This is a genomic window from Sulfurimonas sp. (assembly GCF_019429335.1).
Classification (GTDB): domain Bacteria; phylum Campylobacterota; class Campylobacteria; order Campylobacterales; family Sulfurimonadaceae; genus Sulfurimonas.
In genome coordinates this window covers 1-22,697 of the sequence record NZ_JAHYJB010000004.1, presented here as the reverse complement: position 1 = coordinate 22,697, position 22,697 = coordinate 1, and the positions used below count along the sequence as shown (strand labels likewise).

General features: G+C 38.3%; 25 protein-coding genes, 1 tRNA gene and 1 pseudogene. 15 read left to right on the top strand and 12 right to left on the bottom strand.

Translation table 11 applies throughout. The features are described 5' to 3' along the window. Nucleotides 1-2: 2 nt before the first annotated feature. Nucleotides 3-392, bottom strand: coding sequence for a GtrA family protein (locus K0A91_RS02675; protein ID WP_295007893.1), 390 nt, complete (start codon nt 390-392; stop codon nt 3-5). Then, nucleotides 389-1,255: a UbiA prenyltransferase family protein gene (locus K0A91_RS02670; protein ID WP_295007891.1), complete on the bottom strand. Its 867-nt coding sequence runs from the start codon at nt 1,253-1,255 to the stop codon at nt 389-391. The genes K0A91_RS02675 and K0A91_RS02670 overlap by 4 nt, the downstream gene beginning before the upstream one ends. A gap of 97 nt (nt 1,256-1,352) precedes the next feature. Between K0A91_RS02670 and K0A91_RS02665 the strand changes: the two genes are divergently transcribed. Beyond that, complete coding sequence (locus K0A91_RS02665; RefSeq protein WP_295007889.1) at nt 1,353-1,910, top strand: DJ-1 family glyoxalase III; 558 nt, start codon at nt 1,353-1,355, stop codon at nt 1,908-1,910. Here the strand turns inward: K0A91_RS02665 and K0A91_RS02660 are convergent. The 5 genes from K0A91_RS02660 to K0A91_RS02640 all read right to left on the bottom strand — a co-directional run bounded on the left by K0A91_RS02660 (nt 1,897) and on the right by K0A91_RS02640 (nt 4,965). Next, complete coding sequence (locus tag K0A91_RS02660; protein ID WP_295007887.1) at nt 1,897-2,811, bottom strand: class I SAM-dependent methyltransferase; 915 nt, start codon at nt 2,809-2,811, stop codon at nt 1,897-1,899. The genes K0A91_RS02665 and K0A91_RS02660 overlap by 14 nt on opposite strands. Continuing rightward, on the bottom strand, nt 2,811-4,211 hold the full coding sequence (gene cysS / locus K0A91_RS02655) for a cysteine--tRNA ligase (RefSeq protein ID WP_295007886.1): 1,401 nt from the start codon (nt 4,209-4,211) through the stop codon (nt 2,811-2,813). Before cysS ends, K0A91_RS02660 begins: the two co-directional genes overlap by 1 nt. Before the next feature lie 14 nt (nt 4,212-4,225). After that, the gene (locus K0A91_RS02650) at nt 4,226-4,408 is read right to left on the bottom strand and encodes a type II toxin-antitoxin system CcdA family antitoxin (protein WP_295007884.1); all 183 of its coding nucleotides are present in this window, start codon (nt 4,406-4,408) and stop codon (nt 4,226-4,228) included. A gap of 134 nt (nt 4,409-4,542) precedes the next feature. Continuing rightward, nucleotides 4,543-4,731 carry a hypothetical protein gene (locus K0A91_RS02645; protein WP_295007882.1) on the bottom strand — a complete coding sequence of 63 codons (189 nt, stop codon included), beginning with the start codon at nt 4,729-4,731 and terminating at the stop codon, nt 4,543-4,545. Then, entirely contained in the window at nt 4,732-4,965 is a 234-nt protein-coding gene (locus tag K0A91_RS02640) for an addiction module protein (RefSeq protein ID WP_295007880.1), read from the bottom strand. 556 nt (nt 4,966-5,521) lie between these two features. On the opposite strand from K0A91_RS02640, the pseudogene K0A91_RS10995 reads away from it, so the two are divergent. After that, a pseudogene (locus tag K0A91_RS10995) lies at nt 5,522-5,965 on the top strand (tyrosine-type recombinase/integrase). Nucleotides 5,966-5,978: 13 nt separating this feature from the next. On the opposite strand, the gene murJ reads toward K0A91_RS10995, so the two are convergent. Beyond that, nucleotides 5,979-7,385 carry a murein biosynthesis integral membrane protein MurJ gene (gene murJ, locus K0A91_RS02635; protein ID WP_295007878.1) on the bottom strand — a complete coding sequence of 469 codons (1,407 nt, stop codon included), beginning with the start codon at nt 7,383-7,385 and terminating at the stop codon, nt 5,979-5,981. An 89-nt stretch (nt 7,386-7,474) separates the two neighbouring features. Between murJ and K0A91_RS02630 the strand changes: the two genes are divergently transcribed. The 12 genes from K0A91_RS02630 (at nt 7,475) to K0A91_RS02575 (ending at nt 17,626) form a co-directional block, all read left to right on the top strand. Further along, entirely contained in the window at nt 7,475-9,403 is a 1,929-nt protein-coding gene (locus K0A91_RS02630; RefSeq protein ID WP_295007876.1) for a flagellar assembly protein A, read from the top strand. Then, nucleotides 9,400-9,969 carry a Holliday junction branch migration protein RuvA gene (gene ruvA / locus K0A91_RS02625; protein WP_295007874.1) on the top strand — a complete coding sequence of 190 codons (570 nt, stop codon included), beginning with the start codon at nt 9,400-9,402 and terminating at the stop codon, nt 9,967-9,969. Before K0A91_RS02630 ends, ruvA begins: the two co-directional genes overlap by 4 nt. 15 nt (nt 9,970-9,984) lie before the next feature. Beyond that, entirely contained in the window at nt 9,985-11,022 is a 1,038-nt protein-coding gene (locus tag K0A91_RS02620; RefSeq protein WP_295007872.1) for a D-alanine--D-alanine ligase, read from the top strand. Then, entirely contained in the window at nt 11,022-11,759 is a 738-nt protein-coding gene (locus K0A91_RS02615; RefSeq protein ID WP_295007870.1) for an alpha/beta hydrolase, read from the top strand. Before K0A91_RS02620 ends, K0A91_RS02615 begins: the two co-directional genes overlap by 1 nt. Continuing rightward, nucleotides 11,759-13,204, top strand: coding sequence for a UDP-N-acetylmuramoyl-tripeptide--D-alanyl-D-alanine ligase (murF, locus tag K0A91_RS02610; protein WP_295007869.1), 1,446 nt, complete (start codon nt 11,759-11,761; stop codon nt 13,202-13,204). Before K0A91_RS02615 ends, murF begins: the two co-directional genes overlap by 1 nt. Before the next feature lie 9 nt (nt 13,205-13,213). After that, nucleotides 13,214-13,699, top strand: coding sequence for a TRAP transporter small permease subunit (locus K0A91_RS02605; protein WP_295007867.1), 486 nt, complete (start codon nt 13,214-13,216; stop codon nt 13,697-13,699). Further along, on the top strand, nt 13,696-14,979 hold the full coding sequence (locus K0A91_RS02600) for a TRAP transporter large permease subunit (RefSeq protein ID WP_295007865.1): 1,284 nt from the start codon (nt 13,696-13,698) through the stop codon (nt 14,977-14,979). Before K0A91_RS02605 ends, K0A91_RS02600 begins: the two co-directional genes overlap by 4 nt. A gap of 120 nt (nt 14,980-15,099) precedes the next feature. Beyond that, nucleotides 15,100-15,594 (top strand): HIT domain-containing protein, encoded by a 495-nt coding sequence (locus K0A91_RS02595; RefSeq protein ID WP_295007863.1) that lies wholly within the window; start codon nt 15,100-15,102, stop codon nt 15,592-15,594. A 251-nt stretch (nt 15,595-15,845) separates the two neighbouring features. Then, nucleotides 15,846-16,181, top strand: a complete 336-nt coding sequence (locus tag K0A91_RS02590) for a DUF6516 family protein (protein WP_295007862.1) — start codon at nt 15,846-15,848, stop codon at nt 16,179-16,181. A 12-nt stretch (nt 16,182-16,193) separates the two neighbouring features. Continuing rightward, a complete protein-coding gene (locus K0A91_RS02585; protein ID WP_295007860.1) occupies nt 16,194-16,565 on the top strand; it encodes a transcriptional regulator in 372 nt (123 codons plus the stop codon). Between the two features lie 89 nt (nt 16,566-16,654). After that, on the top strand, nt 16,655-17,056 hold the full coding sequence (locus tag K0A91_RS02580; RefSeq protein ID WP_295007858.1) for a DUF350 domain-containing protein: 402 nt from the start codon (nt 16,655-16,657) through the stop codon (nt 17,054-17,056). Between the two features lie 21 nt (nt 17,057-17,077). Beyond that, nucleotides 17,078-17,626, top strand: coding sequence for a manganese efflux pump MntP family protein (locus K0A91_RS02575; protein WP_295007856.1), 549 nt, complete (start codon nt 17,078-17,080; stop codon nt 17,624-17,626). Between the two features lie 28 nt (nt 17,627-17,654). Here K0A91_RS02575 and K0A91_RS02570 read toward each other — a convergent pair whose 3' ends face one another. The 3 genes from K0A91_RS02570 to K0A91_RS02560 all read right to left on the bottom strand — a co-directional run bounded on the left by K0A91_RS02570 (nt 17,655) and on the right by K0A91_RS02560 (nt 21,518). After that, nucleotides 17,655-19,091, bottom strand: coding sequence for a 4Fe-4S binding protein (locus K0A91_RS02570; protein ID WP_295007854.1), 1,437 nt, complete (start codon nt 19,089-19,091; stop codon nt 17,655-17,657). Nucleotides 19,092-19,099: 8 nt separating this feature from the next. Continuing rightward, nucleotides 19,100-21,193: a TonB-dependent receptor gene (locus tag K0A91_RS02565; RefSeq protein ID WP_295007852.1), complete on the bottom strand. Its 2,094-nt coding sequence runs from the start codon at nt 21,191-21,193 to the stop codon at nt 19,100-19,102. A 250-nt stretch (nt 21,194-21,443) separates the two neighbouring features. After that, nucleotides 21,444-21,518 (bottom strand) — tRNA-Gln (locus K0A91_RS02560). A gap of 238 nt (nt 21,519-21,756) precedes the next feature. On the opposite strand from K0A91_RS02560, the gene K0A91_RS02555 reads away from it, so the two are divergent. Continuing rightward, nucleotides 21,757-22,461: a phosphatidylglycerol lysyltransferase domain-containing protein gene (locus K0A91_RS02555; protein ID WP_295007850.1), complete on the top strand. Its 705-nt coding sequence runs from the start codon at nt 21,757-21,759 to the stop codon at nt 22,459-22,461. A gap of 2 nt (nt 22,462-22,463) precedes the next feature. On the opposite strand, the gene K0A91_RS02550 is transcribed toward K0A91_RS02555, so the two are convergent. Beyond that, on the bottom strand, nt 22,464-22,697 hold a 234-nt coding region (locus K0A91_RS02550), incomplete at its 5' end, for a transposase (protein WP_295007848.1).

The following is a 22,697-nucleotide window of genomic DNA, read 5'->3' as shown; positions in this document are numbered from 1 at the left end:
GACTAATCCTTAAAGACGAATTTTTTATCTAAAAAATATTTAACGACATAACCTATGCCAAGACCTATTACTGCGCCTATATATTTTGCGTTTTGGCTCTCAAGCATGTAGTCAAATCCAATCTCAAAACCCCAGAAGATAGACGTCGTAAAAACGCCCATAAGAGAGTAGAGAAAAAACTTTTTGCCGTCATCCTTTTTGCTCCTTGGAGTATGAAAAAAGATATATTTTTTATCCAAAATATATTTTAAAACAAGCCCTGCAACTGTTCCCGTAACCATTGCCACATAGAGCGAGAACTCTCCATCGTAAACCAAAAAACTAAGGTATTGAAATGCAATATTTACGGCAGTAGAGATTAACGCAAATAGCGCGTACCAAAGAGCAATCATGTAAGTTTTGCAACTCCGATAAAGGTGAGCAGCCAGAGAAAAATCGTAACTTTTAAAAATCTGTCTCTTATGACCACCTTTGTAGGACTCCCGCTGTCTTGCTCAACAAAAGTAATCTGCATATAGCGAAAAATTCCAAGAATGACGAAAAAAGAGGTAAGGTAGAGATACTCTGTATCAAGCCTCTCTATAACTTCGGCCGAGATTGTGTACTGGATATAGCTTACAATGACAACTCCAGCCATTAAAACCATTGCCGCATTTACAAACTCTAAGTTGTATCCGTCTATGTTTTTTCGCGTCTCTTGACCTTCAAGGGAGAGCAAAACGTCATCTCGTCTTTTTGTAAGCGCCAAAAAGATAGCGAGCAGAAAAGTCATAAGAATTATCCACATTGAGAGGGAGATGCCTGTAACTGCAGAGCCTGCAAAAAGACGCAGAACAAAGCCTGTTGCAATGATGAAAATATCCAAAATAGCTATGTGTTTTAGTTTAAGAGAGTAGGAGATATTGAGAAGAAAATATATAATCATTACCGCAAAAAGCTCGATGTTTACAACAAATGAGATGCTAAGAGATGAGATAGAGAGGAGCAAGATAAGCGCTTTTGCGCTGTTCATAGAGACTCTGCCACTTGCCAAAGGGCGATACTTCTTTTTTGGATGCACTCTGTCTTCGTTGATATCCATAAGGTCGTTAAAGATATAGATGCTACTTGCAAGAAGAGAAAAAAGTATAAACGCAATAAGCGTATTTAGATTGTCGTTAATATTTGCAAAAGAGAAGGAGAAGAGCAGTGGCATAAAAATAAATAGATTTTTAATATATTGGTGGACTCTAAAGAGCTTTAAAATTTCTATCAAAAACTTCTCCTAATTAATGCGGGATTATAACATTTTACTTGTAAAAGTAACCAAAAAAGTATAGAATTGGACATACAATAAAACCAAGGAGCGAGGAATGGTCAGAGTTTTAGTACCGCTAGCAAACGGATTTGAAGAGATAGAAGCTATTAATATTATAGATGTTTTAAGAAGAGGCGGTATTGAGGTCTTGATTGCCTCTCTTGATGAAAAAGTGGCTGTAAAAGGTGCCCATAATGTAACTGTTTTAACAGACATACAGATTACGAACGTTGCGGTTGAAGCTATTGATATGATAGTGCTTCCAGGAGGCTGGGACGGAACTTTAGCGCTTTGTGATGACGCAAATGTGCAGAGAATTCTTCAAGAGATGGATAAAAAGGGCAAAAAAATTGGAGCTATCTGCGCGGCACCCCTTGCTCTACACAAAGCCGGAGTTTTAAAACACAACTACACTTGTTATCCTAATACCGAGGAGCAGATACGTCTTGATGGGTTTGATGAGACAAAGATGGTTGTAGAAGACGGAAATGTTATGACTTCCAGAGGTCCTGCAACTGCTATCTGCTTTGCTCTTCAAATCATTAAAAAGCTTCAAGGCGAACAGAAATACAGCGAGGTTAAATCTGCTCTTTTGGCCACTAACTGCGACTAAAAACCAGATTTTTAACGCTTCTCTCTTCATCTTGGCTTGCAAACTCTTTTAAGTTTTCAAGCCGTTTTACATATTTAAACTCTGGCGCATATTCGCTCATCATATCTGTTATAAAACTCGAATCCAAGTCAGGAGAGTTTAGGGATGCCAAAACTGTGCAGTCGTTTGAGGCTATTTCCGGCAGTTTTTTTACAATCTTCCCATAATCTTTAATAGCTGAAAAACTTCCTTTTTGAAGTGTCGGCGGGTCGATAATAACCAAATCATATGGACCGTTTTGTTTGATGCGTGAGAAGGATTTTAGTATGTTGTATGGCAAAAAACTCACCCCTCTTGCATCAATGTTGTTTAGATGATGATTTGCTTTTCCCACAGAGAGCGCGCTTTTGCTCATATCTATGTTTGAGACGCTTATGGCGCCTCCAAGTTTTGCCGCAACGCTAAATGCACAGGTATAACTAAAGAGGTTGAGCACTCTTTTGTCCTTTGCGTTTTCTCTCACATATGCTCTGGCGTTTTTCATATCGGGGAAGTAGAGGCTGTTTTGATTTAAGAGAAGGTTTAGTTTAAACTTCATTCCATTCTCAACCGCAAAAAGATTCTCTTTAAGTTCGCCCTCTACAACCTCGCTCGGACTTCCTTTTATGTATCTTCTTTGCACCACTATAGTTTTATGCCCGCTTGCAGTGATGAAGTTTTTTAACATCTCTATCAGCTCGGCTTCCAGAGTGCCCTCAGATTCAAAGTAGAGAGCTACGCTTAAAATATCGTCAATAGAATCAATGGTTAAGTGTCTCCACCCCTCATAAAGTCCGCCGCGACCGTGAAAAAGTCTCTTAAATTCATTTATTAAATTTGCTGAGTTTTCTCTTAAATGCGCCTCAATCTCAGATATGCTCATTAAACTCTCTCCCAAAACGTTCCCGCAGCCGTGTCCATCAAACTAACGCCAAACGCCAAAATCTCATCGCGAAGTTTGTCTGAAGTTGCAAAATCTTTTGCTTTCTTTGCTTCATCTCTCTGCATTATTAGCGTATTGATTTTTGCTTTTGTCTCTTCATTGACGCCGAACTGAAAATACTCGTAAGGGTTTTTTACACCAAAACCCAAAACATCTTCTGTGAACGCAAGGTTTGAGAGCGTGTCGCGCTTGAGCTCTTTGTGCTTTCCTGAAGTGTCGAGAGTCTCGTTCGCAGATGTAATCATCTCATCAATGAGTGCGAGCGAAGCAGATACGTTCAAATCATCTCCCAAAACTTTCAGCAGCTCATCTTTAAATGGAGTTTTGACATTTTCACTACTCAAACCAAAAAGGCGTTTTTTCACTCTGTAAATCTTGTCCAGACGCTTTTTAGATGAGAGCAAATCATCTTCATTAAAGTTGAAGTTGCTTCTGTAGTGAGTGCTTAAAAGGTAGAAGCGTAAAACCTCGCCGTCGTAAATTTTAAGTGCGTCTTTTAAAAAGAAGCTGTTTCCGAGGCTCTTTGACATCTTTTCGCCGTCTATGTTTACAAAACCGTTGTGCATCCAGTAGTTGGCGAGTGAATGTGAAGTTGCGCATCTTGTCTGCGCGGCTTCGTTTTCGTGGTGTGGAAAGAGCAGGTCTGCTCCCCCGCCGTGAATATCTACCGCAAATTTTTTATTTGGTTGTGCCAGATGTTTTTCAATCATCGCAGAACACTCTAGGTGCCATCCGGGACGACCAGCTCCAAAAGGGGAGTCAAACGTAACGCTGCCGTCTTTTACACTCTTCCATAGAGCAAAATCCGCACTGTTTTTCTTCTGCGCAGAGCTCTCTACTCTTTGAAGCTTCTCATCTTCGTTTTGAACTCTGTGGGAGAGTTTCAGGTACTCACTGTCGCTTAAGGTGTCAAAGTAGACATCTCCATCGGCAGTTTTATATGCGTGTTTGTTATCAAGTAACCTCTGAATTAGCTCAAACATCGCTTCAAGCGATTCGGTCGCTTTTGGCTCGATATTTGGTTTTGTAACACCGAGTTTGCCCATCTCTTCATGGTAAGCATCGGTATAAAAATCTGTTATCTCTTTTATCTTCTTGCCGCTCTGGCTTGCTTTGTTTATGATTTTATCGTCGATATCCGTTATGTTTCTGGCATAGGTAACATCGTAGCCCTCAGCCTTTAAAACTCTAGTTAAAAGGTCAAAAACAAGAGCGCTTTTTGCATGTCCCAAGTGGGCATCATCATAAACGGTAGGACCGCACACATATAGGCTTGCTTTGCCGCTCTCTTGAGGGATAAACTCCCTTTTTGTTTTTTGTACTGAATCGTAAATTGTCATTAAATTATTTCCTTTTAAAAACTTCTTATTTCATCGCTGAAAGTACCGTTTTTTGCAATTTTCTCATTGTAGATGCTGATAGAAGTTTTGTTTTTAGACTCCCAGTTTTTCATTTCTTTTGCTTTTTTAAGTAAATCAGAATTTATACTGAGGTTGGTTACATTTTTCTTTACATGTAAATTGCAAAGTGCTGTCATTTGTATTTCCTATGATTTGTTACACCTATCGTTATTTTCTACTTTTCCAATAGTTTGCTTTTCTGTTTAGTTGCATAACAGCTAAAATAATAATTTTATTATCTCTTTGAAAATAAATTATTCCAAATGGAAATCTATTTGTTAAACATCTTCTTATATCCATATTCAGTTTTTGCCAAGCAGTTGGATATTCTAAAATTCTTTGGATTGTTTTTTTGAACTTCATATGCAAATTCTCCTCCAAGTCCATCTTTGCACTCTTGATAATAATCAACCGAAGCATTTAATTCAAGTTCAGCATCTGGGTGGAAAGAGTAGGTCATTTATGAGTGGAGTCTTTGAGATATTTTTTTAAAAACTTCATCTCCATCAACTAACTTAACGGAATTTGACTCGATTTCTTGTTTTCTTTTGTTAGCTTCTTTTATCCATAATTTGTATATTTCACTGCTTAGCGGTGTAATACTAGCCAATATCTTATCCACAATTTCAGTCTTTAAATCTATTGGTAAAATATCTATTTCTTCAAAAAGTTGTTCTTGTTTTAAAGCTAACATCATGAACTCCAATATTTTAATATACACCATTTTAGCAAAATGATGTATATTTTATCATTAAATGATATATACATAATTGTATCCATCATGTGAGTGAATCTCCTAAATCAACTCTCATTCTTGTCGGCATTTGTCAATCCTATCTTTTAATCATGTATCTTAACTATTTATATTCATTACAATTAAACATATTGCAAATTGAAAGATTTTAGTTTAAATCTGTATATGTGATTTTATAGAAAGTGGAGATGCTACCTCTGGGGTGTAATTTTGGTGTAATTTTCCCCTGGGGTGTAATTGGGGTGTAATTTACAAAAAGTGGAGATTCATTCACTGGGGTGTAATTTGGGGTGTAATTGGGGTGTAATTGGGGTGTAATTTACAAAAAGTGGAGATTCATTCACTGGGGTGTAATTTTCAAAAAGTGGAGATTCATTCACTGGGGTGTAATTGGGGTGTAATTCATTCACTGGGGTGTAATTTGTGAAATATTTTCGTTTGGCTTATAATTTGTATGCAAAAAGTGGAGATTCATTCACTGAGGTGTAATTTGTAGATGTACGGCTGTGGACTAAGAATGAACGAGGCTTTAAGCTTGAGAATCAAGGATATAGACTTTGGTTTTGATAAGGTATATATTTGGGATTCTAAGTCATTAAAAGATAGAACTGTTCCATTGCCCTTGAAGCTAAAGCAGCAATTGATTAGTTAAGTTGAGTTGGTTACAAACCTTGAAGTAAAGAAAAGAGGCGACATCATGTTCACCCACAAACACTTGGTAGAAATATCAAAGTAGCATCCCAAAAAAGCAAATTTAAATAAGCGCGTTACTTCCCATATTTTTAGATATTCGTATGCTACACATCTACTACAAACTGGGATAGATTTGCGTTCAATTCAAGAACTCTTAGGACACAAAAGTGTTGAAACTATAATGATATACATGCATGTTGTTTCAGAGATGAACAAAGCTAAAGTTATCAGCCCTTTAGACTTTTGAGAGCAAACCGTTTTTAAATATAAACAGCTATAAAATCTTTAAAAAGCAGAAGGAGTATAGTGAGCAAAACAGAGCCTGCTGCAAGATATAGCGCTTTTTTTGATGCAACTATATCAAAAAAGTTTTTTACTCCAAAAGCTTTAACGGTCATAGCAAATCCTAAAAATCCGCCGATTGTACCTGCAAGAGCCAAACCGCTTGCTCCCATCGGGCCGATAAATGTGAGTGCGGATACAACATAAAACAGCAGAGAAAAAGTGGCGATTTTTGCGGCTCTCATCTGCTGTTCGTTCGCATAGAGCCAGAGCAAAAAGAGTTTTTGAAGTCCAAGCGGAAGAAGTCCTATCATGTACATCTGTAAAACCGCCGCGCTTTGGAGTGTATCTTGTGCAGTAAAAGAGCCTCTCTCAAAAAGAAGCCAGATGATTTCATGTGAGAGTATATAGCCGCCGATTGTGCTGGCTGTAAGTAAAAACGCCAAAAACCAAAAAGCCTTCTCCATAAAGAGTCTGGCTTTTGTCTCGTCGTTATTTTTTATATATCTGGCAATGGTTGGAAAAAGCGCGATTGAGGTTGCAATAGCAAAAAGAGCAAGAGGGAGTTGAAATATGCGGTTTGCATAGTAGAGATAGCTGATAGAGCCAGAGACCAAAAAGGATGCCAAAAAAGTGTCCAAAAATGCACTAACCTGTGGCGTTGAATTTCCCCACATTGCAGGAAAAAACTGCTTTTGAAACTTTTTTGTTTCGCTTTTGATTTTATATGACTTTAGTTTGAGATATTTAAACCCGCCGCAAAAAGGTTTTAAAAGACCAAGCTGATGTATGGCAATAAGATGCGATATAAGCTGCAAGATACCGCCTGCAACAACTCCAAAACTAAGGTAGTAGACTATCTCGCCGTGGCTTTTGTCGGAGGATAGATACAGAGCCGCGATAAGCGATATATTTAGAAGCGCAGTAGAAAATGCTGTGGTTGCAAAGTGGCGTTTGTACTGAAGCATGGCACTTAGAAACGTTACTGTAAATATAAGCGGAAGATACCAGAAGTTTATAGCAACAAAAGGAGAGGCAAGTTTAACTGTCTCTTCATCAAAACCAACCGCGATTGCCTGAGTTGCAAGTGAGGGTAAAATGTTTACAAGCAGTGTGATGATAAGTATGATTGAGAGAAAAATAGTAAATATTTTTGCCGAGAAGACCGACTTGTGCCGTGAGCGTGCATAAGCGGGGATAAAAACCTGCGTAAAAGCGCCCTCTGCGAAGATACGGCGAAAAAGATTTGGGAGTTTGAAAGCGACGAAAAATATGTCACTGTATATGTTTGCTCCAAGAGCCGAAGCAGTCATCATATCTCGTAAAAATCCTAAAATTCTTGAGAATAAAATTCCAAAACTATTGGTGAAAATTGCTTTAAACATGGGCTTCTTTTGGAGAAATAGTATAACTTTTACGAAAGTTTAACAAATATTTGATTAAAATGGAGAGTTTAATTTTTAAAAATTTAGCTATGGATAGAGAATATATGGGATTATTTGGTTCAAACAATAAAACAGAACAAGTAGTAAAAAAAATTCGTCCTACCGTTGTAAAAACCCAAAATGTTGCAAAAGAGATAATCGAGATAGCAAAAAGAAACGGCGTAAGTACAGGCAGTTTAGATTTTGACATCCTTGAAGTGCAGACATATACAAGAACAAATAAAGATAAAATTGAATCCGACTGGGAAGAGAGAAGCAAAAACGAACTTCGAGAGCTTGACGATGCTACAGAAATACTAAATCAAAATTTTGAGATAAAACAGATATACGAGATTGAGATTTACTCCAAAGAGGATAACGACGTATTTAAAAACTTTCATGCCGCTGTCGGGGCAAATGCCACAAAGTGCAAGGTCTATCTAAGCATAAAAGCAGGTTCCGAAGCTATTTCAAGTCCAAAATTTGAAGAGGATTTTTTAAATTATATAAAGAAGAGCAAAATACGCGCCGGAATACTTGTGGATATATTTGAGGAGATGGTTCCAGAGGTTGTTTCAAGAGTTTCCGCTCTTGCAAAGGTTGATGGAAAAATTGGCTACGATAAAAACCAGACAATCCTTATCTCAGATGCGTATGAACCAACACCGACAATAAACGACGAGCTTATTTTGCATTATGACAAAGAGAACACATTAGGACAAAAGAACGAAAACGAGCGTGTTGACTACTCCAATAGGGGATTTATCCACAGTGTTGTAGAGGGCGACCTTTTGATGGAATATATAAAGCCAAAAAAAGGAAAGCCGGGAAGAAATTGCCGTGGCGAATATATGGAGCCTCCCGAGCCTGAAGTAAAACATGCACCTGATTTTACGGTTAACGAAACCATCGAGATTGTAGATAATAAAGATAATGTGCTCTACCGTGCAAAGACAAGCGGATATATAAGCCTTGACGGAAAAGTTTACCAGATAAAGTCGGATATGGATGTAGGAGAAATCAGCTTTAAAACTACAGGCTCTATCTCTACGGGTCTTGATTCGGATGTGTCTCTAAGCGTAAAAGAGAATGACTCCCAAAAAGATGCCATAGGCAGTGGCATGGAGGTTGAGGTAAGCGAGATAGACATAAAAGGCAATGTCGGACCAAACGCAAAAGTACATGCTAAAAGAGCTACTATAGAGGGTCAAACTCACAAAACCTCAGAGATAAAAGCCAATGATTTGACAATTAACGTGCATAAAGGCACGGCAATAGGCGACAATATAAAAATAACCAGACTTGAACACGGAATAGTTGAGGGCAAAAAAGTAGAAATCGTCGAAGCCGTAGGCGGAAACATAAGAGCAAAAGATATAGAGATAGGCATCTGCGCCTCTTACGTCAAAGCAACGGCTTCTAGACTTATCGAGATTCAAAAGCTTCAGGGAAGTGAGAATGTCTTCACAATAGACCCTCTAATGCAAAAAGACAAACAAGAAGGGTTAGGTGAAAACAAGCATGAGATTGATGAACTTAGAGTAAGCGTAGAAGAGATAAAAAAAGAGGTAGATAAATATAAAAAGATGATTAAAGATAACACAGACTCTTTTAATGAAATAAAAAAAAGATTGATGCATTTTAAGCAAAACGGTATAAAAATGCCAGAAGCGTTTGTGACAAAATATAAGCAGTTTACAAAGGCTCAAGAGCATCTTGAGGGAATAACAAACGAGTATAGAGTAAAAAACGACAAACTTCATCTTCTAACCACAAAAACAGCATCTTTTCAAGATAATATCGTCGATGCAAGGATTATAAACAGAGACAGATGGATAGGACACAACGAGCTTATTTTCAAGCTTATAGAACCGCCGATAGAGCTCAGTTTTAAACCGCCTGAAGGCTCGCCTGACAAGATATTTGCAGTTGTTGAGACGGACGAGGGAGTATTTGAGATACAGGCGGTGCATCAGTGATAGTAGGCTTAAAAGGGAGGGTTTCTTATAAAGAGCCCTCGTTTGTACATGTAGATGTGAACGGCGTAGTTTATGAGGTGTTTATCTCCCTTCAGAGCTTTTCTGCTCTAGGCGGTGATGAGGTAAAACTTTTTACGTCGCATATTATCCGTGAAGACGCACAGCTTCTTTATGGATTTTTGGAAATGAGCGAAAAAAAGCTTTTTGAGAGGCTTATTAAAATCAACGGCGTGGGTCCAAAGGTTGCAATGGCAATCTGCTCGACATACACTCCATCGCAGTTTGGCGCGGTTATAAACAACAAAGATATAAACGGTGTTCAGAGAGTCCCTGGAATTGGACCTAAGAGTGCAGGGCGGATTTTGGTTGAGCTTAGCGGGTTTGACGTTGAACTTCTCTCATCATCGGACACACCTAAAAATCTATCGGTAGCTCAGGCAAGCGAAGCTCTGGAATCTCTTGGATTTAAAAAAGATAAGATATCCAAAGCTCTAAGCTCATGCAGTAGCAGCAACGATACTGCAACACTCGTAAAAGAGGCCTTAAAGCTTCTGCAAACACTTTAATCAAGGAAATATATATTGAAATTAACTATTTTATTCGGCGGCGCTAGTTTTGAACATGAAATTAGCATAGTGAGTGCAATCACTCTAAAGCAAAAACTCTCAAAGTTTGACTTGAGCTTTGTATTTTGCGATCAGGACCATACGTTTTATATTATTGAACCATCAAAGATGAAAGCGGTGACTTTCTCAAAAGGTCTGCATAAAAAGATGCCTAAACTCTCCATTACAAACGGAGCTTTTGTTCAAAAGGGATTGCTTGGTTCTACCGAGCACAGCGGTACTGTCTTAAACCTTATCCACGGTGCAGACGGTGAAGACGGCTCTATTGCAGCTCTTCTTGACTTCTTCTCTATCAAATACATAGGTCCTAGAGTCGATGCAAGCGTATTTTCATACGACAAGAGATATACAAAGTGGCTCTGTAAAGCAAGGGGTATAAAGTCTTTAGAATCAGAGAGTCTGAGTACAAAAGAGCACTCAAATATCAAAATCCCATATCCTATAATAGTAAAGCCTGCCCGTCTTGGAAGCTCTATCGGTGTTAGTATCGTAAGAGAGGAGAACAAGCTTGATTATGCACTTGAGAGTGCGTTTGAGTTTGATAACAACGTTTTAGTGGAGCCGTTTATTGATGGCGTTAAAGAGTATAACCTTGCAGGTTTTAGAGCAAATGGAAAGTTTCATTTCTCTATTGTAGAAGAGCCGCATAAAGAGGAGTTTTTGGACTTTGAGAAAAAATATATGGATTTTTCAAGAAGTGAGCAGGTGCTAAATGCTGACGTGACTAAAGAGCTTGAATTAAAACTAAGAGCAAATTTTGAAAAAGTTTACAAAGACCTTTTTGAGGGTTCATTGATTAGATGTGACTTTTTCGTAGTAAACAACGATGTCTATCTCAATGAAATAAACCCGATTCCAGGCTCAATGGCAAACTATCTTTTTGAAGATTTTCAAGGCTCTTTGGAGATGCTTATAAACTCGCTTCCTCATGCAAAAAGACCAAAAGTAAATTATGAATATATCCACTCTATTTCCAAAGCTAAAGGAAAATAATGGCTATAAAGTCGATTCAGTTCAATCAACACACTTTAGATATAAGCTATGAGATATTAAACCCCGACGCTCCTGTTGATTTGATAATTCTGCACGGCTGGGGCAGCAATAAAAACCTTATGAAGCAGTCATTTTCGCCATATATGGACGCTTTTCGCCATATTTATATAGATTTGCCAGGGTTTGGAAATTCTACATGCAATTTGGCCTTAGAGACTAAAGATTATGCAAGAGTAGTCGAGCTTCTTATGATTCATCTAAACGCTTCAAAAAATATAATCTTGGGACACTCTTTTGGCGGAAAAGTGGCTCTTCTGCTTGAGCCTCAAGTGCTTGTTCTTGTCTCAAGTGCCGGTATTTACGTTCAAAAATCGCTAAAAGTAAGAACAAAAATAGCGATTTTTAAATTTTTAAAACTCTTTGGATTGGCTAAATTTAGAGAGTTTTTCATTGCAAAAGATGCAAAAAAGCTAAGTGAGCCGATGTATCAGACTTTTAAAAATGTCGTAAACGAGGATTTTTCACACGAGTTTGCACGCTACGGCGGAAAAGCGCTTCTTTGCTGGGGAGAGAGTGACACGGCAACTCCTCTTGAAAGTGCCAAAAAGATAAAAAGCCTTATAAAAGACTCAACGCTTATAACATACGATGGCGATCACTACTTTTTTATGAATCACGCAAAAGATATAGCGCAAAACATAGAAAATACATTTTTAAAGATACTGGAGCATAAATAATGCAGGATTACGAAATATTTATGGCATTTATTACTAACGTACTTTTTGTAACTGTTTTAGGCTGGTACCTTATCACAAACCTTCAATGGTATGACTACAAAATATCGCGTGTCGTTTTAAAACATCACAAGCCGCAGTGGCATATTATCTACTTTTTTATTCCATTTATCGCCTACTACACGACAGGGCAGTTTTTTCTGATATTTTTCTATTTTGCCGTGCTGCCTTCTATCTTTATCTGGCATAAAAATCTGGACAAAAAGTTAATTTTGACATGGAGAGTAAAGAGATTTCTTATTCTTCTTGTTTTTTTGGTTCTTTTCCAAAACACGCTTTGTACTCTAAAGTCGGCATGTGAGACATACGGCGTATTTTTCCCGCTTCTGCTTGCTTATGCTGGAAGTTTTGCAATAGAGAAGTTCCTGTTTGAGTCGTTTAAAAAAGAGGCGAAAAAGAAGCTTCAGAGCATGAATAAGTTGCAGATAATTGCCATAACGGGAAGTTACGGGAAAACAAGTATCAAAAACTTTGTGCGAGAGATTTTGGGTAAAAAATATAGAGTTTACTCAACTCCAAGAAGCGTAAACACAATCGGCGGGATTATCAGAGATATAAACGAAACACTTCCAAGCGACACTGAAATATATGTCTGCGAAGCAGGGGCAAGAGAGAGCGGAGATATTTTTGAGATAACCACTTTTTTAGAACCTCAGGTGGTAGTTGTCGGTAAAGTAGGGCTTGCGCATGTTGAGTATTTTAAAAGTTTGGAAAATATCATAGCAACAAAATTGGAGATTATGAAGTCTCCAAGACTTGAGTGCGCGTTTATCCACACTTCGGTTACAGATGAGCCACATGACAAGGTTACGTTTTTCGGCGATGAGATACAAAACGTAGATGCAAGGCTTGACGGAACGGATTTTGATTTAAAAATCAACGATGAGATTTTACACTTTTATACTAACGTGCTGGGCTCTTTTCAGACCATAAACATTGCAGTTGCGGTTCATATAGCAAAAACGTTCGACATGAGCAACGAGGAGATAATAGAAGCGGTAAAGAGCTTGACTCCTGTAGAGCACAGACTTCAGATGATAAAAGCTGGCGGAAAGCTCATTCTTGACGACGGATACAACGGAAATATAGACGGAATGCTTGAGGCAGTTCGTCTCTGCTCGCTGCATGAGGGCAGAAAAGTTATCATTACGCCGGGGCTTGTAGAGAGCAGAGATGAGCTAAATCTGCAACTTATCAATGCGATAAATGAGATATTTGACATCGCAATAGTTACAGGCTCTCTAAACGCTGAACTGTTTGATAAAAATTTAAATGTAAAAAACAAGATTATTCTGCATGATAAGTCAAAGATAGAGAGTTTGCTTGCAAGTCAGACAAGAGCAGGGGATATCATTCTTTTTGCTAACGATGCACCAAATTTTATATAAGTGTAAAAAGTGAACTGCATAGATAAAACCACAAAATATCTGGGTTATTTTACAGCCGTAATACTTGGGCTACTGGTTTTGCTTGTGGTTTACGATGCAACGGCAAGATATCTTTTCTCAATAGGCTTAGTGGCTCTGCAAGAGCTTGAGTGGCATCTGTTTGACATAGTTATACTCTTTGCAATCGCATATACCTTAAGAGAAAATGCACATGTAAGAGTGGATATCTTCTACGCCTCATTTAGCCAAAAAACAAAAGCTCTTATAAACATCATATCTTCGCTCTTTTTCATACTTCCGTTTTCAATCCTTATTATATACATAGGTATTGATTTTGTATATATGAGTTTTGTGCAAAACGAAGCTTCTTCAAATCCGGGCGGTTTAGAGTACCGCTATCTTGTAAAAGCGCTTATGCCTCTCTCTTTTGCATTCTTGCTTCTGCAAGCCGTAAAAGAGGCGAAAACAAACTTTAGCACATGGAAGTCTCTATGATTGCTATGTTTATGTTTGTGGTGGTTTTGGCACTTCTTATGGTCGGTATTCCCGTTGCTTTTGTATTTGGCGCAGTATCGATAGTTTTTGCCTTTTTTATCCCTGAGCTTGGTTCTGATATCTTTTCGACACTTCCGTTTCGTATCTACGGCATTATGTCAAACACGACGCTTATGGCGGTTCCTCTTTTTATAGCGATGGGTTTGATACTTGAAAAATCACTTATGGCGGAGAGGTTGCTTGTTGCCATGAGTTCTATGTTTCGCGGTGTTCGTGGCGGTTTGGCGGTAAGCGTCGTACTGGTCGGTGCAATGCTCGCCGCATCAACGGGAATAGTCTCTGCGAGTGTTGTTATGATGAGCGTTATAGCGCTTCCTCTGATGTTGAGAGCGGGTTATGACAAAGGTCTGGCTTCTGGAACAGTCGCGGCAAGCGGAACTCTTGGGCAGATTATACCGCCCTCTATCATTCTTATCATTTTGGGCGATGTTATGAGCGTAAGTGTAGGCGAGCTTTTTATGGGCGCAGTTTTGCCGGGGCTTGTTTTAGTCGCTCTTTATGTCGCTTATATTCTTATTCGCGCATACTTTAACCCTGAAGTCGCTCCAGTTGCAAAAGATATAAAAGAGGTTGGTATAAAAGAGATAATAGTCTCAATAGTTCCTCCAATGCTTCTGATGATGTCTGTTTTGGGAAGTATCTTTTTGGGCATCGCATCTCCGACCGAGTCGGCTGCGTTTGGCGTTATCGGCGCGCTTTTACTTGCGGCTATGAACGGGTCGCTCAATTTTGGGATGCTAAAGTACGCCTCGCTTGAGAGCGTAAAACTGACTGGTATGATTTTTATGATTCTCATAGGAGCAACCGCATTTTCTCTGGTCTTCAACGAACTTGGCGGAACAGACCTGATACTGGAGTTTTTCTCTCAGGATATCGGCGATGTTTGGATTTTTATAGCAGTTGCGATGATAAGCATATTTATACTCGGCTTTTTTATAGATTTTATAGAGATAAGTTTTATCATCGTTCCTATTTTAGTGCCTGTTATGAACGCTTTTGGAATAGACCCTGTCTGGTTTGGAGTTTTGATAGCTCTAAACCTTCAAGCCTCGTTTTTAACGCCGCCCTTTGGGCTTTCGCTCTTTTTCCTAAAGGGAGCCGCGGGAGATACGATAAAAACCATTGAGATTTATAAAGGGATTATTCCTTTTATACTGCTGCAGTTGGCGACGCTTATTTTAGTGCTGATGTTTCCAAATCTAGTCTTTGCATTTATTTGATTTTAACGCAGAGGAAGTAAATTCCTCTTTGCTACGCTAGACCTCAACCAAAGAAAATAAACCGCTAAGGCACTAAAGCAGCCTCATTCGAGGCAGATATTTGAACAAAAGGGATTAAATATGAATGATATTTTATATGCGCCGTGGCGTGATAAGTACGTGACAAACAAGAAGATAGAAGGGTGTGTTTTTTGTCACATAAGCTCTAATGAGAAAGAGGATAAAGAGTTGCATGTACTTTACAGAGACGAGCACTGTTTTATAGTTATGAACCGCTATCCGTACACTCCTGGGCACTTTATGATTATTCCCCATCTTCATACCGACAAACTAGAAGAGTTGCCGAGCCAGACTTGGCTTCACATGAGCGATTTGGCGCAAAAAAGCGTGAGACTTTTAAAAGAGGGCTTCGGCGCTCACGGAGTAAATATCGGCATGAATCTTGGAAAAGACGCAGGAGCAGGTATTGCGGAGCATGTACACTTTCATATCGTCCCGCGCTGGAAGAGAGATACAAACTTTATGACATCCGTTGCGCAGAGCAGGGTTTACTCTACCGACTTTATGAAGATATATCAAAAAATTAAGAGTTTGATTCCCGAATATATCGGGTAGTTTTTAACCCCTGTGAATGAATCTCCACTTTTCTTTTCTCGTTCCAATGGTCTCCGATGGGAATACATACTCTAACAATAACCTGAAATACACACTCCTACGCAGGAGCATGGGAGCGAGTAATACCATATACAAACATTTCAATCTGTCATATTTTTATACATCTAAAATTAAAATCGCTACTATTTAAAATATTTAACATTGTTATAAAAATAATTTAGTTATCATTTGATGATAACATAGGAAGCATTATGAATGATTTAGAGTTTTTACTAAATCTTGATGGCGAAGTTTATCCTTTGGATAGTGGTTACTGGGTAAAGTTTGAGGCAAAAAAAGTTCAAAATAGCAAAGCTATTGCTCATGGAGTTAAGTACTCTTTAACTTTGCATGACAAAAGAAACCATAGAGTGGTCGTTTATGATAATGCACATAGTTTTAAGTCTTCTAAGAAGTATGCGGCTAGAAAAGAGACATTAGACCATGTACATAAGAAAATGGATATCGTACCTTATAAGTTTGAGTTTTGTGCGCAACTTGTAGAAGATTTTTGGAATAGTGTGGATTACTATATAGCGAATAATTAAAAGGATAAAAAAATGAAACTAGAGACTTTAAGAGTAGGCATAATGCCTTTAAAGCAGTATAAAAAAAGAACGATAGCAATCGCAAAAGGTGAGTACATCCCAAAAAAAGATGAGCCTAAAATCTGGTTTGAATCTTTAAAATCAATGGCTCAAATTCTTTCAAACGAAAATCAAGAGCTGCTTAGAATCATTTTGCTTAACAATCCTCAATCACTTAGAGAACTTGAAGAGTTGAGCGGAAGAGCAAAGTCAAATCTATCAAGAACGCTAAAAACACTTCAAAGATATAGGATTGTAGATTTAAACAAAGTAAAAAACAACATAGTTCCCGAGGTAAAAGCGACTTACTTTAAAGTAGAGTTTGGTTTGCAGAGCGTGACGTAGCAGAAAATATTTTTTAAAATTCAATTGTTATTTAAATTGGCTTTGTTTCGCTATTATTCATTTTTAAAATTTAATGAACCGGAGTTCGCATGGTAGAATCGTTTTTAGCTTTTGGTCTGTTTTTTATAACAGCCGTTGTATTGGTAGGTCTTTTTTTGTATCTTTACGCCATAGTTACCCCATATGATGACTACAAGCTCATTTTTCATGAGAACAATATGGCTGCATCTTTAACGTTTGGCGGTGCTATTATAGGCTTTTCAATCCCGCTTTACAGTGCGTTGGTGAGTTCAGTTTCTTATGGAGATTTTTTAATCTGGGGAAGCGTTGCTATGTTTATTCAGCTTACTTTTGCTTTGGTATTTACAAGAATCCCTAACAAGTTTTCTCTTCAAGAGCAGATAAGCGAGGGTGTTGTTCCAGTTGGCTTGCTTATGGCATTTTTATCTGTCTCCATCGGGCTTCTAAACGCAGGTTCAATGAGCTACTAAAAGCGCTAAATAGGAAATAACATGTTAGAAGTTTTTTTACTTGCTTTTGCACTCAGCATGGATGCTTTTGCCGTCTCAATCGGGCTTGGCGTGAAAAATAGAGAATTTAGCAAAGTACTGGCTTTAAAAGTCGCTCTTTTGTTTGGTCTTTTTCAGGGGCTTATGCCTCTTTTTGGATATCTTGCGAGTGTCGGTCTTGGTACTATTATAGAGTCCGTAGACCACTGGGTGGCATTTTTGCTTCTAAGTGCAATCGGCGGTAAAATGCTTTATGAGAGTTTTGGCGAAAACACTGAAGACGAGATAGCAAGCATCACAAACAGAGTGCTTCTGCTGCTTGCTATTGCCACAAGCATAGATGCCATGGCGGCAGGCTTTACGCTAAATCTGCTTGATTTAAACCCTTTTGTCTCTATGGCAATCATAGGGCTTGTTGCTTACATATTTAGCTATATCGGAGTATTTGTTGGCTCAAGAGGCGGCGGATACATCCAGAGCAAAGCAGAAATGCTCGGCGGCACCGTTCTTATAGGCATCGGCGTTAAAATTCTGTTTGAACACACGATGTAACTTTGCACTCTCTGCGAGCCTTAGCGCTTCATCTCTGACCAAGCTGTTTATCTGTTTTAACTGCGTGGGTATGAGAATACTTTTTTGCACCGTAAGTTTTAAAAGCGTAGACTTTGTAAACGTTAAGCCATAAGTAAAAGATGATAAGAAAAGAGGCAAATACAAAAGCCAAAGTTTTAGCCGCTTTAGAAGCGGTGAAAAAATTCACTCTTTTTGCCATTATGATAAACGCCCATATTATCGCGATATAGTTCATAAGGCTGAATATTTTAAGCCAAGAGTCTTGTCTGGCAGCGAGAGGTTTTACTTCATCTGCTGAGATAAAAAAACCTTGCATAAAACCGTTTGCTATGTCGCCGTAGTGGTGAAGAAAGAAAAATTCATACGTATGAGAGAGACCGCCTATAATAAATATAGGCGCAAAAGCATACCCCAGAGTGTAAAATACCTTGCTAAAATTCTCTTTTAAAAATTTTGAAGCTACAAACATACCGAAGTAAGCCAAAAAGATAGTAGTTGAGAGTGCAAGAAAAAGGGCGCTTATTCCTACGTAGTCAAGTCCTGCAAAACCTATTTTTTCTTCTAAAAAGAGTCCCATTTTTGACCAGATAAACTCATCTGCGATTGCCACTCTTCCGAGCGCGTGATGAAACGACATAGTAACCGTAATAGCCGCAGTTATGAGTATAAATGCCCAAACTTCCGCTTTTTTGATTTGAAAGTTTTTAAAGAGCGATTCGGATGGTTTTACAAATTTAAAACTAACCGCTTCGCATGCACCGCTGCAGTCCATACACAAGGTGCAGTCTGTCATGCTTGCTCTTTTGTCAAAAGTAAAAGGTTTGAGATTGTATGAGCAGGCGTCCGCACACTCAAATGTAGTGCAGCTTTTGCATGCATCGCTGTAAGTCCCAAGCTTTGTAAATGATATTTTGGAAAATCCGCGCATAACCGTGCCTATCGGGCATATTGACTTGCAGTAGCTCATGTCGTCATATATATAAAAAAAGACAATGGCTATAAGTGTCAGCACTATAAAAAAGATTGCCGTTGCCAAAGGAGTTTTATAAGCAGCTGGATATATATAATAAACCGCCCAAAAAGCTATTAGAAGCAGAAATATGCCTATGAATGGGTTTGCGAGAGCTTTTGGCATCTTCTTTTTAAGACCGAATTTGGTTATATACTTTCCTATAAATCCGTGCGGGCAGATACCGCAAAAAATTCTGCCAAAAGTTGAGAGTGTTATGACAATAAAGAGCGGCCAAAAGAGCGACCAAAAAAGAGCAGTCGTAAAAATATTCTCCTCTTTTGAGGGATATATGATCCCAAACACTATTGCGTAGACAAAGAGCGCTAAAACAGAGAGTTGCAGAGCTCTTATGAAGATTTTGTTTTTAAATATAAATCTCAATACCGGAATATTGTAAATATCGTTTTTATCTCTCTTTTGATAATCAACCATACTGTCTCCTAAAACTTGTAGCTGTATGTAAGCATCCCGCTAACAGGAGCAGCCGCTTTGTATGATTCGTTGCCGTAGACATCTTTTAGAGCTTCCATCGCATAGTATTCGTTTGTGATGTTTCTAATATTGAGCTGGATGTTGTGCGCTTTATGCTCATAGCCGAGCATCAGGTCTGTCACAAACTTGTACCCCTCATACTTTTGCGTATTTGCATTGTCCATGTAGTAGCTTCCCCACGTTTTTGTTGTAATTCTCGATTTAAAACCGTTTGATAGGTTGAGTGTCGCAAACAGAGAGTACTGATTCTTTGGTATGTACGGCAGATAGTTTCCGTCTCTTGAAACCAGAGAACCTGCCACCGACTCGTTGAATGTTACAAATTTAAAATCGCTGTATGCGTAAGAGCCGCCAGCTCCGACTTGCTTATTTATGGCATAAACAGCGTTAAACTCCAAGCCTCTCTTTTTTGTTTTTCCTGCATTGTCATAGATAGAGTTTCCGTTTGCATCTCTAATTTGAATAATCTCATCATCAACAATATTTTCATAAAGCGCTAAATCATAAGAGGTACTCTCTGTTCTTGTCTTTACTCCCACTTCATAGTTTATACTGGTTGATTTATTCAGAGATTCGTTCTCGGAGAGCTCGCTTGTGGTCGGAGCCTGATTCGCGGTTGCAACAGATATATAGGCATTTGTACTGTTGGTTACTTTATAAATAGCACCCACTTTTGCAGAAAAGAGAGTGTAAGACTTGTCAATATTATATAGACCTACTCCTGCAATATAATTTTTTGTACTGTAGCTGTAGTCTGATATCTGGTTTCCGCTTATGTCAAAACTGAGTTTGTCTACCCTTGAGCTGACGTCTAGCGTTATATCTTTTGTGGGAGAGAATGTCTCCATAAGGTAAGCGCCGTAAAGCGTTGTCGTACTATCTTCAGTAGCTGCCAAATCGCCTTTATTATTTGAGAGCGTCTCACTTATATAAGGCGTAAAAGGCCATGAAAAAGAGGGCAGAGTTATATAATCTGCATATTTATATTTTTTAGCATCTTTTGTTATATCTGCTTTTAGCGTTACACCCGCTACTAAAACAGCCTTCTCTCCAAAAAGATTATGGTTATAGTTTAGTTCCAAGTCGGTTCCGTAGACTTTGTTGTCGTCACTCTCGTTTATTATTCCGCTCACAGGATGGAAATGCTTCCAAGAGTTGAAGTAGACTCTTGGTTTATATACTAAATCCCCGACCTCTTTTTCATACTTTGTGTTTATAGAAAATATCTTGGAGTCTCTTGCACTGTGCTGCCATTGGTAGCTTGTGTCGTGCTGCGTTCCGCTGCTCTTAAAGAGTTCAAACTCTGCAGCATCCATAGACCCTGGAATATTCATATTTGATTTTGTATATGAAAATTCACTCTCCATGATAGAGTCGTCTTGGAAGATATGACCATATTTTATGCTTGCTTGAGTAGAGTCAAACTCATTGTTGTCTCTCCAGCTGTTTTCAATCTCTCTTCTGCTTATAGTCGCTGAGATAAAATCGTTTTCGCTTAACTTTTCTCTTACTTTAAGGTTTATATTTTTTTGCCCGTCATCGCCTATGCCGATTTTTATTCTGTTTTTATCTTCTTGAAAAACAGACTTTGTTACAAGCTGGATAACGCCGCCTGTTGCATTTACGGCATTTATTGAGCCGGGTCCTTTTTGCACCTCAACGCTTAGAACATCCTGCATATCTATAAAATCAAATCTTGTAAAAGAGTCGGGGTCTGTCAAAGGAACGCCGTCTTTAATGACCATTATCTCTCTGACTCCGTATCTTGCCTTTAGTCCAGCACCTCTTATGATAAGTCTTGGACTTGGAGAGTTTGTAGAGGACTCGGCATTAACACCGGGGATATTTTCTATCGCTTCTTGTATGTTTAAAATGTTTTTGTCTTCTATTGTTTTTTCGTCAATAACTGCAATTGACTGGGAGATGTCTTTTGTGGCAGTTGAGATTTTTGTTGCTGTTATGCTTATTGAATCAAGAGTTACTTCTTGTGCATAAATGGATGAGATTGCCAGCAAAGTTGCCAGTGAATATTTTATTTTCATATCTTTCCTTAATTTTTAAAATTAAATATATTTTTAAAAATTTAGCTAAGGAGTGTTAATTTTGTATTAAGAATGTCAACAAATTGTCATTTTGTTGTCAAAATGCGGTGTTTTTATATGAAAGTAGTTACTTTTTAGATTTTAATACGAAGTAAAAGACGGCAGCGATTACGATAAAAATGAGAGTTCTAATGATTATAGCAGTTGAGTCTAAGTCTTCCATTAAGTATCTTTTTGCATGGATTATGTGTGGATGGGGTGAAGGGATTCGAACCCCTGAATGCTGGTACCAAAAACCAGTGCCTTACCGCTTGGCGACACCCCAATAAAATGACGGCTGTTTTACTCTTTTTTTGTAAAACCGCTGGAATTATAAATATTATAGCCTTATAATACCCTTAATTATATCTCTTTTTGCCGCGAATTATCTGCTTGAAATATTAAAGGCAAATAGCAAAAAAATTACTATAATATAGACTTCTAAAAAGAGTAAAAAAACGCTGCTGCAAATGCAAAAAAAAGATGTATTATTTCGCTAATATTTGCTATGAAAAAGGATTTAAATGGGCAGCCTCACAGTCAATAAACAGAAGTTAAAACGTTTTTCAATCGCTATAAAACCTGTTATGGAAAAGTATCTCTCAAAGCTTGATGTGGATTTGAGCGATTACACATTTGCCGCAAATTATATCTGGCTTGCAAACAGTAGCGGATTTTACGCAATTATAAATAAGTGCTTCTGTCTCTTTATCATGACGGGCGGGGAGCTAACCATGCTGCTGCCTCCTTTGGGAAAGAAAAAAAATGTCACGGATGCTATGATAAAATGCTTCGAGGTTATGAATACAAACAACTCTTCTCCGTACTACTCACGTATTGACTATGTTCAGGCCTCTATGATTGAAGAGTTTGTGCAGTCTGCGGATGAGGCTGAGAGCATGTTTCAGATGCTTGAGAATTATCTTGTGGAGAAAAAACTTGTAGATTATGTTTATGAAGCAAATGCCCTTATTGAGCTTCGCGGAAACAGCTACCATACAAAGCGAACAGAGATAAACAAGTTTATGAAGTCTTATCCTGACTATGTTATCGAGCAGTTAGAGAGCGTAAAACATAAAGAGGAAATTATGCACCTCTTTAACAAGTGGGTCTCCGACAGAGTTAAATACATGCCAAAAGAGGAGGCAGAGGTCTTTTTGGAGGGTATTCACCAGGAGAGACATGCAATAAAGCAGATGCTTAAACACTACGACGAGCTTTCTCGATAGCGTCAAAAATTTTCTGTAAATTCATCATCAACTTCATTTAACTGTTCCAAATCTTCCCAAGATACATATTTTCTATCAAGCCATTTTGCGTTTGTGTCTACAGCAAGCAGGACTAACAGACGCAGCACGGAGCCTTGATTTGGAAAAGCACCTACGACTTTGGTTCTTCTTTTTATCTCTTTGTTGAAACGCTCTACTAGGTTTGTAGAGTGTATTTTTCTATGATGCGCTTTTGG